The 15,184-nt window shown below is 74.3% G+C and carries 15 protein-coding genes and 1 pseudogene; 11 read left to right on the top strand and 5 right to left on the bottom strand.

The genetic code is table 11. From position 1 onward, the window contains the following. The 4 genes and pseudogenes from AC02VZ_RS23740 to AC02VZ_RS23755 all read left to right on the top strand — a co-directional run. Positions 1–150 (top strand): annotated as a pseudogene (locus AC02VZ_RS23740) (flavodoxin-dependent (E)-4-hydroxy-3-methylbut-2-enyl-diphosphate synthase); the annotation flags it as partial. A gap of 468 nt (positions 151–618) precedes the next feature. Beyond that, a complete protein-coding gene (locus AC02VZ_RS23745; protein WP_432057786.1) occupies positions 619–1,467 on the top strand; it encodes a GNAT family N-acetyltransferase in 849 nt (282 codons plus the stop codon). A gap of 52 nt (positions 1,468–1,519) precedes the next feature. After that, on the top strand, positions 1,520–2,089 hold the full coding sequence (locus AC02VZ_RS23750) for a GNAT family N-acetyltransferase (RefSeq protein WP_432057787.1): 570 nt from the start codon (positions 1,520–1,522) through the stop codon (positions 2,087–2,089). Between the two features lie 123 nt (positions 2,090–2,212). Next, complete coding sequence (locus AC02VZ_RS23755) at positions 2,213–3,916, top strand: proline--tRNA ligase (RefSeq protein ID WP_476476346.1); 1,704 nt, start codon at positions 2,213–2,215, stop codon at positions 3,914–3,916. A 106-nt stretch (positions 3,917–4,022) separates the two neighbouring features. Here AC02VZ_RS23755 and AC02VZ_RS23760 read toward each other — a convergent pair whose 3' ends face one another. Both AC02VZ_RS23760 and AC02VZ_RS23765 read right to left on the bottom strand, forming a co-directional pair. Beyond that, entirely contained in the window at positions 4,023–4,268 is a 246-nt protein-coding gene (locus tag AC02VZ_RS23760; RefSeq protein WP_432057789.1) for a hypothetical protein, read from the bottom strand. Positions 4,269–4,407: 139 nt separating this feature from the next. After that, positions 4,408–4,833, bottom strand: a complete 426-nt coding sequence (locus AC02VZ_RS23765) for a helix-turn-helix domain-containing protein (RefSeq protein WP_432057790.1) — start codon at positions 4,831–4,833, stop codon at positions 4,408–4,410. 413 nt (positions 4,834–5,246) lie between these two features. Here AC02VZ_RS23765 and AC02VZ_RS23770 point away from each other — a divergent pair, with 413 nt between their 5' ends. From AC02VZ_RS23770 to AC02VZ_RS23780, 3 genes are read left to right on the top strand one after another with little or no spacing between them, the layout of a single operon-like run. Continuing rightward, positions 5,247–5,828, top strand: coding sequence for an RNA polymerase sigma factor (locus tag AC02VZ_RS23770; RefSeq protein ID WP_432057791.1), 582 nt, complete (start codon positions 5,247–5,249; stop codon positions 5,826–5,828). Then, positions 5,825–6,976, top strand: coding sequence for a BN159_2729 family protein (locus tag AC02VZ_RS23775; protein ID WP_476476347.1), 1,152 nt, complete (start codon positions 5,825–5,827; stop codon positions 6,974–6,976). Before AC02VZ_RS23770 ends, AC02VZ_RS23775 begins: the two co-directional genes overlap by 4 nt. Next, a complete protein-coding gene (locus tag AC02VZ_RS23780) occupies positions 6,973–7,521 on the top strand; it encodes a hypothetical protein (protein WP_476476348.1) in 549 nt (182 codons plus the stop codon). The genes AC02VZ_RS23775 and AC02VZ_RS23780 overlap by 4 nt, the downstream gene beginning before the upstream one ends. Positions 7,522–7,736: 215 nt before the next feature. Here AC02VZ_RS23780 and AC02VZ_RS23785 read toward each other — a convergent pair whose 3' ends face one another. The 3 genes from AC02VZ_RS23785 to AC02VZ_RS23795 form a co-directional block, all read right to left on the bottom strand. Then, entirely contained in the window at positions 7,737–8,648 is a 912-nt protein-coding gene (locus AC02VZ_RS23785; protein ID WP_476476349.1) for an aminoglycoside phosphotransferase family protein, read from the bottom strand. Between the two features lie 124 nt (positions 8,649–8,772). Continuing rightward, positions 8,773–9,216 carry a DUF4439 domain-containing protein gene (locus AC02VZ_RS23790; protein ID WP_476476350.1) on the bottom strand — a complete coding sequence of 148 codons (444 nt, stop codon included), beginning with the start codon at positions 9,214–9,216 and terminating at the stop codon, positions 8,773–8,775. Next, on the bottom strand, positions 9,213–9,770 hold the full coding sequence (locus tag AC02VZ_RS23795) for a hypothetical protein (protein WP_476476351.1): 558 nt from the start codon (positions 9,768–9,770) through the stop codon (positions 9,213–9,215). The genes AC02VZ_RS23790 and AC02VZ_RS23795 overlap by 4 nt, the downstream gene beginning before the upstream one ends. A 207-nt stretch (positions 9,771–9,977) precedes the next feature. Here AC02VZ_RS23795 and rimP point away from each other — a divergent pair, with 207 nt between their 5' ends. From rimP to infB, 4 genes are all read left to right on the top strand, one after another. After that, positions 9,978–10,511, top strand: a complete 534-nt coding sequence (rimP, locus tag AC02VZ_RS23800; protein WP_432057797.1) for a ribosome maturation factor RimP — start codon at positions 9,978–9,980, stop codon at positions 10,509–10,511. Between the two features lie 2 nt (positions 10,512–10,513). Next, positions 10,514–11,512: a transcription termination factor NusA gene (gene nusA / locus AC02VZ_RS23805; protein ID WP_432057798.1), complete on the top strand. Its 999-nt coding sequence runs from the start codon at positions 10,514–10,516 to the stop codon at positions 11,510–11,512. A gap of 172 nt (positions 11,513–11,684) precedes the next feature. Then, positions 11,685–11,966 (top strand): YlxR family protein, encoded by a 282-nt coding sequence (locus AC02VZ_RS23810; protein ID WP_362101673.1) that lies wholly within the window; start codon positions 11,685–11,687, stop codon positions 11,964–11,966. Between the two features lie 164 nt (positions 11,967–12,130). Continuing rightward, positions 12,131–15,172: a translation initiation factor IF-2 gene (gene infB / locus AC02VZ_RS23815; protein ID WP_476476352.1), complete on the top strand. Its 3,042-nt coding sequence runs from the start codon at positions 12,131–12,133 to the stop codon at positions 15,170–15,172. Positions 15,173–15,184 lie beyond the last annotated feature (12 nt).

The following is a 15,184-nucleotide window of genomic DNA, read 5'->3' on the forward strand; positions in this document are numbered from 1 at the left end:
GGGCAGATCTTCGTCAAGGGCGAGGTCATCAAGACGGTGCCGGAGTCGAAGATCGTCGAGACGCTGATCGAGGAGGCGATGAAGATCGCCGAACAGATGGAGAAGGACGGCATCGCCTCGGGCGAACCCCAGATCTCCGTCGCCGACTGACCCCGCCGCCGCCCGCTCCCGGCGGACGCGCCCCGGCCGGCCGGGCGGGGGCCCGCGGCCCCCGTCGACGGCACCGACGCCCCGTGCCCCGGCCCTTCCGGCCCGGAGCGCGCGGAACCGGCACGCCTGAGGACCGGACCGGGACACCTCCCGGCGCCGGACCGGGGGCCTGCCGGGCCGGGCGGGCACGGATACCGCGCCGGACGCGTACGGGAACCGGGCCCGACCAGGGCGCGGTCCGGCCGGACACGTACGGGTACCGGGCCGGACGGGTACGGGCTCCGGGCCGGAGGCCCACCGGTACCCGGCCGGACGAACCCGGGTACCGGAGCGCGCCGCGGCGGGCCCGCGCACCCGGCACGCACCGCGAAGCGGCCCCCGGGAAGGCACCGGCACGATGCGGCGCGGCCCCGGCTCCGCGGGTACAGTGCGGAAACCAGCAGACCCCAGTGTGTGAGGCCCCCGCGCGTGTTGACGCAGACCACCTCCCGGGTCCTCGAACCGAGTGACCTGGACGCCGCCCTCGCGGTGCTCGACCGCGAGCCGGTCGCCAACGCCTTCGTGACGTCCCGGGTGCGGGTCGCCGGCCTGGACCCCTGGCGGCTCGGCGGCGAGATGTGGGGCTGGTACGAGGGCGGCATGCTGACCTCCCTGTGCTACGCGGGCGCCAACCTCGTCCCCATCTGCGCCACCCCCCGGGCGGTGCGCGCCTTCGCCGACCGGGCCCGCCGGGCCGGCCGCCGCTGCTCCTCCATCGTCGGCCCGGCCGAACCCACCGCCGAGCTGTGGCGGCTGCTGGAACCCCAGTGGGGCCCCGCCCGCGAGGTCCGCCGCTGCCAGCCGCTCATGGTCACCGACCGGATGCCCGCCGACCTCGCCCCGGACCCCTACGTGCGCCGCGTCCGCAAGGACGAGATGGAACGGATCATGCCGGCCTGCGTCGCCATGTTCACCGAGGAGGTCGGCATCTCCCCGCTGGCCGGCGACGGCGGCCTGCTCTACCAGGCCCGGGTCGCGGAGCTCGTCGGGGCGGGACGTTCCTTCGCCCGCTTCGACGCCGACGGCAACGTCGTCTTCAAAGCGGAGATCGGCGCGGCCACCGACCGCGCCTGCCAGATCCAGGGCGTCTGGGTGGCCCCCGAGCACCGCGGCACCGGCGTCGCCGCCCCCGGCATGGCCGCCGTCCTGCGGTACGCCCTCGCCGACGTCGCCCCCGTGGTCAGCCTCTACGTCAACGACTTCAACACCCCCGCCCGCCGCACCTACCGGCGGGTGGGCTTCGAGGAAGTCGGCGCGTTCATGAGCGTGCTGTTCTGAGACGGCCGGGCGACCCCTCCGGACCGGCCCCGCCGCCCTGTAGTCTCCCCGCATGCTGCGCTTTCCCGGTCACGGCCGACCCGACGCCGACGACATCGTGATCGGCCCCCTCGACCTCCCGGCCCACGTCGACGCGGCCCTGGACGTCCAGGCGGCCGCCTTCGGGCTCGGCCCCGACGAGGTGGCCGTGCGCCGGCAGATCGTGCTGCGCCACATGACGCTCCCCGGGGCCCGGGCGTTCGGCGCCACCACCGCCTCCGGGCGCCTCGTCGGCTTCGTCTACGGCATGCCCAACGACCGCGGCCACTGGTGGTCCACCGTCGTGGAGCCCTACCTGCGCGCCCTCGGCCACGGGGACTGGCTCGACGACTCCTTCGTCATCACCGAGTTGCACGTCCACCCGCGGCACCAGCAGCACGGCATCGGCCGGGCCCTGATCACCACGATCACCGACGGCGCCGACGAACCCCGCTCGATCCTCTCGGCGATCGACGTGGAGAGCCCCGCCCGCGGCCTCTACCGCTCCCTCGGCTACCAGGACCTGGCCCGCCGGGTGCACTTCCCCAGCGCCACCAAGCCGTACGCCGTGATGGGCGCGCCGCTGCCCCTGCTGCGCCCCTGACGGGGCCGGGCCGTAACCGATTTCCACCGCCCCGTCCCGCCCGGCTAACCTCTCGTCATCACCTTCCCCCCTCTCGGCTGCGTTCGAGCCGGGGGACCCCCAGCAGCAGGAGTGACGAGAACCATGGCGAACGCACCGGTCCAGCGCATGTCCCAGTTGATGGCGAAGACGCTGCGCGACGACCCGGCGGACGCCGAGGTCCTCAGCCACAAGCTGCTGGTCCGCGCGGGCTACGTGCGCCGCACCGCCGCCGGCATCTGGAGCTGGCTGCCGCTCGGGAAGAAGGTCCTCGCCAACGTCGAGCGCATCGTCCGCGAGGAGATGGACGCCATCGGCGCCCAGGAGGTGCTGCTGCCCGCCCTGCTGCCGCGCGAGCCCTACGAGGCGACCGGCCGCTGGGACGAGTACGGCGGCGAGCTGTTCCGCCTGAAGGACCGCAAGGGCGGCGACTACCTCCTCGGCCCGACGCACGAGGAGATCTTCACCCTGCTGGTGAAGGACCAGGCGTCCTCCTACAAGGACCTGCCGGTGATCCTCTACCAGATCCAGACCAAGTACCGCGACGAGGCGCGTCCCCGGGCGGGCATCCTGCGCGGCCGTGAGTTCCTGATGAAGGACTCCTACTCGTTCGACGTCACCGACGAGGGGCTCGGCGAGTCCTACGCCCTGCACCGGCAGGCGTACCAGCGCGTCTTCGAGCGGCTGGGCCTGGACTACCGCATCTGTGCGGCCACCGCGGGCGCGATGGGCGGCTCCAAGTCCGAGGAGTTCCTCGCCCCGGCGGAGGCCGGCGAGGACGTGTTCGCCGACTGCCCGCACTGCGACTTCGCCGCGAACACCGAGGCGATCACCTACGAGGTGCGGCCGGTCGACGCGGCGGACGTGCCCGCGGCCGAGGACATCCCGACGCCCGACACCCCCACCATCGAGACCCTCGCCGCCTCCCTCGGCGTCCCGGCCTCGGCCACCCTGAAGAACCTGCTGGTCAAGGTGGACGGCGAGATCGTGGCCGTGGGGGTGCCCGGCGACCGCGAGGTCGACATGGGCAAGCTGGAGGCGCACTTCGCGCCCGCCGAGGTCGAACTGGTCACGGAGGCGGACTTCGCGGCCCGTCCCGAGCTGGTCCGCGGCTACGTCGGCCCGCAGGGCCTGGAGAAGGTCCGCTACCTCGCCGACCCCCGCGTGGCGCCCGGCACCGCCTGGATCACGGGCGCCAACAAGACCGACACGCACGCCAAGAACGTGGTCGCCGGACGGGACTTCGAGGTCGACGCGTACGTGGACGTCGTCGTCGCGCAGGACGGCGACCCCTGCCCGAAGTGCGGCACCGGGCTGCGGCTGGACCGGGCCATCGAGATCGGCCACATCTTCCAGCTCGGCCGCAAGTACACCGACGCCCTGAAGCTGGACGTGCTCGGCCAGAACGGCAAGCCGGTCCGCGTCACCATGGGCTCCTACGGCATCGGCGTCTCGCGCGCGGTCGCGGCCCTGGCCGAGCAGCACGCCGACGACAAGGGCCTGATCTGGGCCAAGGAGGTCGCGCCCGCCGACGTGCACGTGGTGGCCGCGGGCAAGGCGCTGCAGACCGAACTGGCCCTGGACGTCTCGGAGAAGCTCGCCGCGGCCGGGGTGCGGGTCCTGGTCGACGACCGCGCGGGCGTCTCCCCGGGCGTGAAGTTCACCGACTCCGAGCTGATCGGTGTTCCGCAGATCCTGGTCGCCGGACGCCGTGCCGCCGAGGGCGTGGTGGAGCTGAAGGACCGGCGCACCGGTGAGCGCGAGGAGCTCACCGTCGAGGAGGCCGTGGCCCGTCTGACGGCCCTCTGACCCGGCCCGTGGGTCGCCTCCGGCCGGCTCGGCCGGGCCGGAGGCGACGCCGCTCGGGACGGCCCGGCCGCGCGGCGCACGCCGTGGGCCGGGCCTCACGCCGGGGTCAGCAGACGCCGGCCGTGACCGGTTGTTCGGTGAGGCCGACGGGAAGTTCGATGCGCGCACCGCAGAAGCACAACAGCGCGGTGCCGGTGCCCTCCGGCGCTCCCAGGTCGATCGTCAGCAGGGCCCGCAGTTCCCGGAGCACCTCCCGGGCCCGGGAGCCCCGCGCCACCAGGACGCTGACTTCGTCGGGGTCCCACACAACGATGTCCGGCAGATCGTCCGCCACGAAAACGTGGATGCACATGACTGTCTCCCCAGGGATGCACAACGGCATGGAATTCCGCTTCGGGAGGCCAGCGGCCACCCGATGGTATCGATGCTCTGGGCCACCTGTGGGGTTTTTGGTGCAATCGTCGGCCGTCGGGCCACTGTGACGGGTGGGATCACGACATCCGGCTGACCTGGAGCATGGCCTCGGCGTCCTTGATGAGCGCGCGCTGCCGCGCTTCGGGGAGCTGGCGGTAGAGCTTGAGCAGCCGGGCCTCGCGCTCGTCGCGGCCCGGTCCGGGCACCGGGCGCCCGACGGCCTCGAAGAACTCCTTGGGCGTCGTCCGCACACCCCACCGCCGGAACACCTCGACCATGGCCCGCAGGCGCTCCGGGGGGATCCGTGAGGTGCCCCGGGTGCGGTTCATCCAGGCGTTGAGCGTCTGGTAGGAGATGTCCGCCTCCCGTGCCAGGTCCTTCTGGCTCCGGCCGGGGACCTGCGCGAGGAGGCGCTCGAGCAGCGCTGCGAGATCCTCGCCCGGCCGGTCCTGGTCGTCGCCGGTGCTGGAGGAGGTGGGGGAGGGCGTCTCGCGGTTCGTCACGCGTCAGAGGATCGGCCATGGCCATCTACAAGCGCAAGTAGATCGCAGATCGTCACCGGACCGCCTGGTGTGCGCCCGCGCGCGTCAGCCGCCCGCGCACAACCTCCGGTTCCCGTGCGGCCCGTAAACCGAGTATGCCCCGGGTACCTTGACACGATCTACATCTACACGGAGACTGTAGACGGCTTCGGGGGTCGGACATCGGCCAGGCCGGCGGTGGGCGGGCGTACGCACGTGCGTCCGGGCCGCCCCGGCCGAGGGTCTCCTCGGGTGGTGGGGCCCACACGAAGTGTCACGCAAGAATCTACATCCACATGAAGATTGCAGGCAGGGTCGCGTGTCCTGTCCTGCGCACCCGCGAGGCGCCGCACACCGGGCGCCCGCCGTGACCCGACGTCGAAGGAGTACCGACCGTGTCCTTACACACCGGCAGGGGGACCGCCCCGGAGCCCGCGTGGCTCGCTCGTGCCCGCACCGGGGACAGGGAGGCGTTCGCCCACCTCTACCGCGAGCACTACGGCTTCGTGTACCGCTATCTGCTGTGCCGCACCCGCGACCGTCACCTGGCCGAGGACCTGACCCAGGAGGTGTTCGCCCGCGCCCTGCGCACCATCGGCGGCTTCGCCTGGCGGGGCACGGACCCCGTCGCCTGGCTCACCATCATCGCCAGGAACCTGCACCTCGACGAGGTGGGCCGCAGCCGCACCCGCCGGGAGATGCTCGTCGCCGAGTTCGGCGACCCGGTGCAGCCCGGCCCCGGCACCGAGTCGCTGGTGCTGCGCGAACTGGACGCCATCGAGGCCGGCGAGACCGTGCGCCGCGCGCTGGGCGCCCTCGCCCCGCCCCAGCGGCACTGCGTCGAACTGCGCTTCCTCGGCGGGCTGTCGGCCGAGGAGACCGCGCACGCCATGGGCCGCACGGTCGGCGCCGTCAAGGCGCTGACCCACCGCGCCATGCACAAACTGCGCTGGGCGGCGGGAGTGATGCCCTCGTGAACGAACGCCCCCTGCACGCCGTCGACGGCCACCTCCCCGTGGCGTACGACCCCCTCCCCGCCGGCGCGGAACACGCCTGCCCGGCGGACGCCCCTCTCCCGGCCGCGGACGGGCACGCCCACGCGGTGGAGGCGCACCTGCACGCCGTGGACGGCCACGCCTACGCGGCGGACGCCCACCTTCCCGCCGGCGAGGGGCACGCCCACTCGGCGCACGCCCCCTTCCCGGCCGCGGACGGCCACGCCCACGCGGCGGACGGTGCCGCCCTCCGGCTCGTCGACGGGCACCCCTGGGCCGTCGTCGACGGCCACACCCACCCCGAGGACGGGCGCACCCACCCCCCGGACGGACACCCGCACGCCGCGGACGGCTTCCCCGAGCACGCCCGCGCCGACGCCCCCGTCGACGTCCGCACGGTGTCCGTCGTCCGCGTGACCGTGACGGCCCACCGGCACGACCACGTCCTCGACGTCCACCTCCCGGACGCCCCGCCGGCCCTCCCCGCCGGACTCCTTCAGTTCCCCGTGCGGATCCTGCCGAGCCCGGCGGACCACCTCCACGCCCTGCCCGGCGGAGGCGGAACGGAGCAGCCCGCCCCCGCCGGTGTCCCCGCCCCGGCCGCCGTCCCGGAGCAGGACGCCGCCGCCCGCGCCCGGGCCGTGGCGCGGGCCGTCGAGCGCGAGATCGGCACCCACCCGGACGTGCGCGGCGTCCGGGCCGACGGCGACACCGTGCGGGTCCTCCTCGGGCTCGCACCCCCGTATCCGCGCTGGGACGCCTGGTGCGCCTACTTCGGGATCACCGTGTCCGGCGAGGCGTTCGGCCCCCGTACGCTCGCCGGGGAAGGCCGGCGCGACGGAGTCCGGGTGACCGTCGTCGCCCGCGCCCCGGACGGCCCCCACGAGCATGGTGCGCGCGGGACGGCCGAGCGGACCCACCGGCACGGCGACACCACCTACGACCTGACGCTCCCGCACCGCGACGCGCACGGGGAGACCTGGTACTTCCAGGGGCTGCGCACCCCCGACGGGATGCCCCTGATGTCGGTGGACGGCCGCCCGGAACGCTGCTCCCTGGCCAACGTCGCCGAGTACGCCGGCCCGCTCACCCCCGTCCGCGGCACCCCTCACGACGAGGAGGACCGATGAGCCCCCGGGCCGCCGTGGGGGCCGCCGGACGGCGTTCCGGCGGCCTGGTCGGACGGCTCCTGCGGCACCGCACGGCCCGCCGCCGGGAGACCGAGGACCGGCTGCGCCTCCAGCACGAACTGTCCGTCAGCAGACAGCGGCTGGCCCGGTGGCAGCAGCACGCCGACTCCTACGAACGCCAGTTGGGCCGCGTCCAGCGGGAGCGGGCCCACCTCCTCGCCTGGCTCGCCGCGCTGCACCCGGCCAGCGCGGTCCTCACGCCCCTCACCGGCCCCGGCCAGGGACCGCAGGGCGCGTACCGCCTGTGCCTGGTCGCCGGGGGCTGGCACCTGTCGTGGCGGATAGCACCGGGCGACCTCGCCCTGTTCGCCCACGTGCCCCCGGGGCCGGAACCCGTCCCGCACCCGGTGCCGGACGGTGACGCCCCCGACCAGGAGGCGGTCATCCGCCGCCACACGCAGCTGCTGGCCTGCGAAGGAACCCTGTCGGCCGGTTTCGCCGCCGCGGCCGGACGGCAGGCACCGGGGCCCTCGGCCGGTTCGTGAGCCGTGCCGGGGGACACCCGGGAATCCGGCCGGCAAGCTCGGGAGGCACGCCGACCGGATCACCGGCGCCCCCCTGCCACCATCACCGGCAGGGGGGCGCGCCCGCACCCCGCCCGGGACCTCCGGGGCCCGCCACGTCCGTCGAGCCTTCCACGACCGGGCCCGCCACGATTTCCGAGCCTTCTACGACCGGGCCCGCCACGACCTCCGAGGAGTCAGAGCCAGGTGGCGAACTCCAGCAGCAGCTCCGCGTCCTGGACGCGGCCCACCCGGCGGGCGCGCACGCCCGACTCCACCGCACGGAAGAGGGTCCAGCCGCGCAGCCGCTCCTGGTCCACCTCCAGCGACTCCGCGAGCCGCTTCACCCGGCGGCGGGTCGTCGCCGCGCCGGACGGCTGGGCGATCAGGTCCTCCACCCGGTCGCGGACGAGCCGGGCCAGGTCGAAGGCGCACTCACCGACCACCGGGTCCGGACCCACCGCCAGCCACGGCATCCGTTCGCCCGCGAGCACCTTGCTCTGCCGGAACGTCCCGTGCAGGAGGCGGGGTTCGGGCGGCCCGGCGAGCAGTTCGTCCCGGGCAGCCAGCGCGTCCCGCACCAGTGCGGCCGACTCCGGGTCCGCCCCGGCGCCCGCCCGCATCGCCTCCGCCTGCCGCCCGGTCCGCTCGGCCACCGTCTCGAAGACGTGGTCCCCGGGCGGCGGCACCCACAGGCGGCGCAGCGTCCCCGCCGCCTCCAGCAGCGCCCGCGCCTCGGGCAGCGACCGCACCGACACGTCCGGGTGCAGCCGCTCCAGCAGCAGCACCCCCTCGGGCTCCCCCGGGACGGCCTCCGCGTCCAGCAGCTGCACCGCGCCCCGCCCGGCCCAGTGCGCGAGCGCGGCCCGCTCGGCCTCCGGCCGGAACCGGCGCGGCGCCAGCTTCAGCACCGCGGGCGTGCCCTGCGCCGTGCTCACCAGCACCACCAGACTGCTGCGGCCCCCGGGCACCTGCACCCGCTCCACGGTCAACCCGAGCGCGGCCACGGCCCGCCGTGCCGCACCGGGCACCTGCTCCAGCCAGCGGTCACCGTCCGGAGCCGTCTCCGCGAGCGCCCTCACCAGACGCCTCGGCGGGTCGAAAACCATGCGCGCGTCGTTCCCTTCGTGGTGTCGCGGAGCCTGCCCGCGGTGTCGCGGGGCCCGTCGCCCGTCGTGCGCCGTCCGCGCGCCCGGCGCCGTGCCGTCCCGGGCCGTGCCGCCCGCGGGCGCCTCAGTCCTGCGGACCGGCCCGCTCGGCCAGCCCAGGGAAGGCTACGCTCCCCCCGCTCCAGCGGGCCGAGCGCACCGCCGCCTCCCGCAGCGCCTCCGCGGCGGCCCGGCGCCGTCCGCCCCGGCTGTCGCGGACCAGGTCCGCGTAGACGCCGGCGAGGCGGTTCTCCAGTTCCGCCGCCAGCCGCACGGCCGCCGCCGCGTCCGGCACCGGGAAGGGCAGCGCGTACCCGGCGGCCGCGGCGACCGGGGCGGCCCCCGCCTCCCGGACGTCGCGCACCAGCGCGTCCCGGCGGGCCCGGTGGGCGTCGTAGGCGGCGCGCGCCTGAGGCCGGTGGTCCGTGCCGACGCGTCCGCCGACGACGCCGTAGCCGTACACCGCCGCGTGCTCCGCCGCCAGGGCCGCCTGCAACGCCCGCAGCTCCCGCTCCTCCGCCTCGCTCACGCCCGTCCCTCCGTCAGCAGGAACACGTGCGCCGCCCCGGCCGCCGCCGCGGAGGCCAGCAGCCGGGCCAGCTCGCCCGGCGCCTCCAGCAGCGCGCGGGTGCGCCGGTCGGCGAGCTCCCGTTCCGCCGCGGCGAGGCCGGCCAGGGCCTCCTTCGGCGTCGCCGGCACGGCGGCGGAGGACGGCGCGGAGGGGGCCGCGGACGCCTCGGCGCCGGTGCCGGACGGCGTCGGCGCCCCCGACGACGAGGATGGCGTCGGCGCGGGCCCGAAGGCGTCGGCGTGCCGGACGGTGTCCGCGCGCAGCGGGCGCAGCCGCTCGGCGAGCCCGGGGTGCGCGGCGATCACGGCGTCGTACCGGGCGGCCAGCTCCCTGCTGTCCCGGGCCGCACGCGCGCGGACCCGTTCCGCGGCCGAGGGGCCGCTGCCGCGGGTGGTGGCGGAGTCGTCGGACCCGGCGGAACAGCCCGCGGCGACGAGGGCCGCCGGGGCGACGGCGAGCAGGCTCCGTCTGCGGGGCCCCGAGCGGGTGCCCGGGAAGAGGGGGAACGGCACGGGAGACGTCCTCGGGGGGCTCGGTCGAACGTGGCGGCGACGGCGGGGGCCGCAGACGCGTGATCACGGTACCCGGGGTCGCCCCCGGCGGCGGTCAGCGGCACCCTCCGTCACCGGGTGGACGGCATCACCCTCTGCGACCGGATACCCTTTGACCAGACACGCGCACCGTCCCACAACAGCACACGCGGCCGAGGAGTCACCCGGATGAGCACCACCCAGAGCGAGAGGCTGCGAGAACTTCTGGAACCGCTCGTCAGCTCACAGGGCCTCGATCTCGAGGAGATCGCCGTCGACTCGGTCGGCCGCAAGCGGGTGCTGCGCGTCACCGTCGACTCCGACACCGGTGCCGATCTGGACCGGATCGCCGAGGTGAGCCGTGCGCTCTCGGCGAAGCTGGACGAGACGGACGCGATGGGCAGCGGGGAGTACACCCTCGAAGTGGGCACCCCCGGCGCGGAGCGCCTCCTCACCGAGCACCGGCACTACGTGCGGGCCACCGGACGCCTGGTGAGGTTCCAGCTGACCGAGGGCGGCGAGCTGACCGCCCGGATCCTGACGGCCGACGACGAGGGACTCGACGTCGAGGTGCCGGGGGTCAAGGGGCGCAGGCCCACCGCGCGCAGGCTCGCCTTCGGCGACATCACCCGGGCGCGCGTCCAGGTCGAGTTCAACCGCAAGGACGACAAGTCCGACGACGCGTCCGCCAGGCAGGGCGACGAGAAGGAAGAGGAGGCGTAGCCGTGGACATCGACATGAGTGCCCTGCGGGGCCTGGTGCGGGAGAAGGAGATCTCCTTCGACCTGCTGGTCGAGGCGATCGAATCGGCTCTCCTCATCGCCTACCACCGGACCGAGGGCAGCCGCCGCCAGGCGCGCGTGGAGCTCGACCGGAAGACCGGGCACGTGACCGTGTGGGCGAAGGAGGACCCCGAGGACGTCGAGGAGGGCCAGGAGCCCCGCGAGTTCGACGACACCCCGTCGGGGTTCGGCCGCATCGCCGCGACCACGGCCAAGCAGGTGATCCTGCAGCGGCTGCGCGACGCCGAGGACGACGCGACGCTCGGCGAGTACGCGGGCCGCGAGGGCGACATCGTGACCGGCGTCGTCCAGCAGGGCCGCGACCCGAAGAACGTACTGGTCGACATCGGCCGGCTGGAGGCCATCCTGCCGGTGCAGGAGCAGGTCCCGGGTGAGACGTACCCGCACGGCATGCGGCTGCGCAGCTACGTCGTCCGGGTCGCCAAGGGCGTCCGCGGGCCCTCGGTCACGCTGTCGCGCACCCACCCCAACCTGGTGAAGAAGCTGTTCGCCCTGGAGGTGCCGGAGATCGCCGACGGCTCCGTGGAGATCTCGGCGATCGCGCGTGAGGCCGGTCACCGCACGAAGATCGCCGTCCGTTCCCTGCGGTCCGGGCTGAACGCCAAGGGCGCCTGCATCGGCCCCATGGGCGGCCGGGTGCGCAACGTCATGGCCGAACTGAACGGTGAGAAGATCGACATCGTCGACTGGTCGGACGACCCGGCCGAGATGGTGGCGAACGCCCTGTCGCCCGCCCGGGTCTCCAAGGTGGAGGTCGTGGACATGGCGGCCCGGTCCGCCCGGGTGACGGTGCCGGACTACCAGCTCTCCCTGGCCATCGGCAAGGAGGGCCAGAACGCCCGGCTCGCCGCCCGGCTGACCGGCTGGCGGATCGACATCCGGCCCGACACCGAGCAGCCCGGCGGGGCGTCCGGCGAGTAGCCCGGGCGGCGGTGCGGCCGACGGCCGCACCGCGCGTCGCCCGGCCGGCCGGAAAGCCGCCGGGGAATGGATCCAGGCCGCAGGTCGCTGAGATCACGACAGCTTTTTCTGCGGCACGTGTTCGATCCTTGCCCCGAAGGGGTGAGGTCGCTTCGGGGAGGTAGACTGAGCTGTGTCTGGCCGGACACCTACCCGTGCATGCCCCGAACGCACCTGCGTGGGGTGCCGGGAGCGGGCGGTCAAGAACGAGCTGCTGCGCATCGTGGCGGTCGAGGGCGCCTGCGTCCCCGATCCTCGCGGTACGCTGCCCGGCCGGGGTGCCTATGTACACCCCGTCCCGCTCTGTCTGGACCAGGCGGTGCGCCGCAGGGCGTTCCCGCGGGCGTTCCGCGTCCCGGGACCGCTCGACGTAAAGGCGTTGCGCCACTACGTCGAGCAGGCACAGGGTTGCTGACAGCAGCCCGACAGGAAGACATGCCGCACGGAACCCCCCGTGCGGTCTGGTACCTCGCGAGTCGAAAGCAGGTCGAGATTGCGATGAGCACTCGATGAGTACGCGATGAGTACGCCCATGAACTAGCGACGGTCCGGACGCAACCCGGACCTCAAAGGAGCGAAGTGGCTAAGGTCCGGGTCTACGAACTCGCCAAGGAGTTCGGCGTGGAGAGCAAGGTCGTCATGGCCAAGCTCCAGGAACTCGGTGAATTCGTCCGTTCGGCGTCTTCGACCATCGAAGCGCCCGTAGTACGCAAGCTGACCGACGCCTTCCAGGGCGGCGGCGGCAACGGCAAGTCCGCGGCGAAGCCGGGAGCGCCCCGCAAGGCGGCCCCCAGGCCCGCGGCACCCTCTCCGGCACAGGCCGCAGGCCCCCGCGCCGCCAAGGCGCCGGGGGAGCGTCCGGCTGCCCCGAAGCCGCCGGCCGCGCCCAAGCCGGCCGCGTCCCAGTCCCCGGCCCCGTCGGCGCCCTCGCCGGCGACCCCGGGTCCGCGTCCGACGCCGGGCCCGCGCCCCGCGCCGCGTCCGGCCCCGGCCGCGCCGGAGTTCCAGGCCCCGCCCGCGTCGCCGGCCGCCCCGTCCGGGCCGAAGCCCGGCGGCGCGCGTCCCGGTGCCCCCAAGCCCGGCGGTCGTCCCGCCGGTCAGGGTCAGGGGCCGGGCCAGGGTCAGGGCCGTCCGGCCGGTCAGGGACAGCGTCCCGGCGGTCCCCGTCCGGGCGCCCGCCCGGCCGGCCCGCGTCCCGGCAACAACCCGTTCACCTCGGGTGGCTCCACCGGCATGGCCCGTCCTCAGGCGCCGCGTCCCCAGGGACAGCGCCCCGGCGGCCCCGGTGCTCCCGGCGGCGGTCCCCGTCCCCAGGCACCCGGTGCCCCGGGCGGCGGTCCCCGTCCGCAGGCTCCGGGCGGGCAGCGCCCGACCCCGGGCTCGATGCCGCGTCCGCAGGGCGGGGCTCCCCGTCCCGGCGGTCCGCGTCCGAACCCCGGCATGATGCCGCAGCGTCCCGCTGCCGGCCCGCGTCCCGGCCCCGGCGGCCGCGGTCCGGGCGGTGCGGGTCGTCCCGGCGGCGGTGGCGGCGGCGGCGGCCGTCCCGGCTTCGCCGGGCGTCCCGGTGGCGGCGGCGGTGCCGGCCGTCCCGGTGGCGGCGGCGGTTTCGCCGGCCGTCCCGGCGGCGGCTTCGGTGGCGGCGGTGGCCGTCCCGGCTTCGGTGGCCGTCCCGGTGGTCCCGGTGGCCGCGGTGGCACGCAGGGCGCCTTCGGCCGTCCCGGCGGTCCCGCGCGTCGCGGCCGCAAGTCGAAGCGGCAGAGGCGCCAGGAGTACGAGGCCATGCAGGCCCCGTCGGTCGGCGGTGTGATGCTGCCTCGCGGCAACGGCGAAGCCATTCGCCTGTCGCGCGGTGCCTCGCTCACCGACTTCGCGGAGAAGATCAACGCCAACCCGGCGTCGCTCGTCGCGGTCATGATGAACCTCGGCGAGATGGTCACCGCGACCCAGTCCGTCTCCGACGAGACGCTCCAGCTCCTCGCGGACGAGATGAACTACACGGTTCAGATCGTCAGCCCGGAGGAGGAGGACCGCGAGCTGCTCGAGTCCTTCGACCTGGAGTTCGGCGAGGACGAGGGCGACGAGGAGGACCTGGTGGTCCGTCCGCCGGTCGTCACCGTCATGGGTCACGTCGACCACGGAAAGACCCGACTGCTCGACGCCATCCGCAAGACCAACGTCGCCTCCGGCGAGGCGGGCGGCATCACCCAGCACATCGGTGCCTACCAGGTCACGACCGAGGTCAACGAAGAGGATCGCAAGATCACCTTCATCGACACCCCGGGTCACGAGGCGTTCACCGCCATGCGTGCCCGCGGTGCCAAGTCGACCGACATCGCGATCCTGGTCGTCGCGGCCAACGACGGCGTCATGCCGCAGACGGTCGAGGCGCTCAACCACGCCAAGGCGGCGGACGTGCCGATCGTCGTCGCGGTCAACAAGATCGACGTCGAGGGCGCCGACCCGACCAAGGTGCGCGGTCAGCTGACCGAGTACGGCCTGGTGGCCGAGGAGTACGGCGGCGACACCATGTTCGTCGACATCTCCGCCAAGCAGGGTCTGCACATCGACAGCCTCCTGGAGGCCGTCGTCCTCACCGCCGACGCCTCGCTCGACCTGCGGGCCAACCCGAAGCAGGACGCGCAGGGCATCTCGATCGAGTCCCGGCTCGACCGGGGCCGCGGTGCGGTGGCGACCGTCCTCGTCCAGCGAGGCACGCTGCGGGTCGGCGAGACGATGGTGGTGGGCGACGCCTACGGCCGCGTGCGCGCCATGCTCGACGACAACGGCAACAACGTCACCGAGGCGGGCCCGTCGACGCCGGTCCAGGTCCTGGGCCTGACCAACGTCCCGGGTGCGGGCGACAACTTCATCGTCGTGGACGAGGACCGTACGGCCCGTCAGATCGCCGAGAAGCGCGCCGCCCGTGAGCGCAACGCCGCGTTCGCCAAGCGCACGCGCCGCGTGTCGCTGGAGGACCTGGACAAGGTGCTCAAGGCCGGCGAGGTCCAGCAGCTGAACCTGATCATCAAGGGTGACGCGTCCGGATCGGTCGAGGCCCTCGAGTCCTCGCTGCTCCAGCTGGACGTCGGCGAAGAGGTCGACATCCGCGTCCTGCACCGCGGCGTCGGTGCGGTCACGGAGTCCGACATCGACCTGGCGATGGGCTCCGACGCCATCGTGATCGGCTTCAACGTGCGCGCCGCCGGGCGGGCACAGCAGATGGCCGAGCGCGAGGGTGTGGACGTCCGGTACTACTCGGTCATCTACCAGGCGATCGAGGAGATCGAGGCGGCCCTCAAGGGCATGCTCAAGCCGGAGTACGAGGAGGTCGAGCTCGGCACGGCGGAGATCCGCGAGGTCTTCAAGTCGTCCAAGCTGGGCAACATCGCGGGTGTGCTCATCCGCTCCGGCGAGGTCAAGCGCAACACCAAGGCGCGCCTCATCCGCGACGGCAAGGTGGTCGCGGAGAACCTCACCATCGAGGGACTGCGTCGCTTCAAGGACGACGTCACCGAGATCCGCGAAGGCTTCGAGGGCGGTATCAACCTCGGGAACTTCAACGACATCAAGGTCGACGACGTCATCGCGACGTACGAGATGCGCGAGAAGCCGCGGGCGTAACCGCCACGGTCC

The organism is Streptomyces sp. 3-6, assembly GCF_056323165.1.

Excerpts from the sequence above, each read along its gene's own strand:
- AC02VZ_RS23750 (WP_432057787.1), top strand. The coding sequence starts at position 1,520 with ATGCTGCGCTTTCCCGGTCACGGCCGACCCGACGCCGACGACATCGTG.
- AC02VZ_RS23755 (WP_476476346.1), top strand. The coding sequence starts at position 2,213 with ATGGCGAACGCACCGGTCCAGCGCATGTCCCAGTTGATGGCGAAGACG.
- AC02VZ_RS23760 (WP_432057789.1), bottom strand. The coding sequence starts at position 4,268 with ATGTGCATCCACGTTTTCGTGGCGGACGATCTGCCGGACATCGTTGTG.
- AC02VZ_RS23780 (WP_476476348.1), top strand. The coding sequence starts at position 6,973 with ATGAGCCCCCGGGCCGCCGTGGGGGCCGCCGGACGGCGTTCCGGCGGC.
- AC02VZ_RS23785 (WP_476476349.1), bottom strand. The coding sequence starts at position 8,648 with ATGGTTTTCGACCCGCCGAGGCGTCTGGTGAGGGCGCTCGCGGAGACG.
- rimP (WP_432057797.1), top strand. The coding sequence starts at position 9,978 with ATGAGCACCACCCAGAGCGAGAGGCTGCGAGAACTTCTGGAACCGCTC.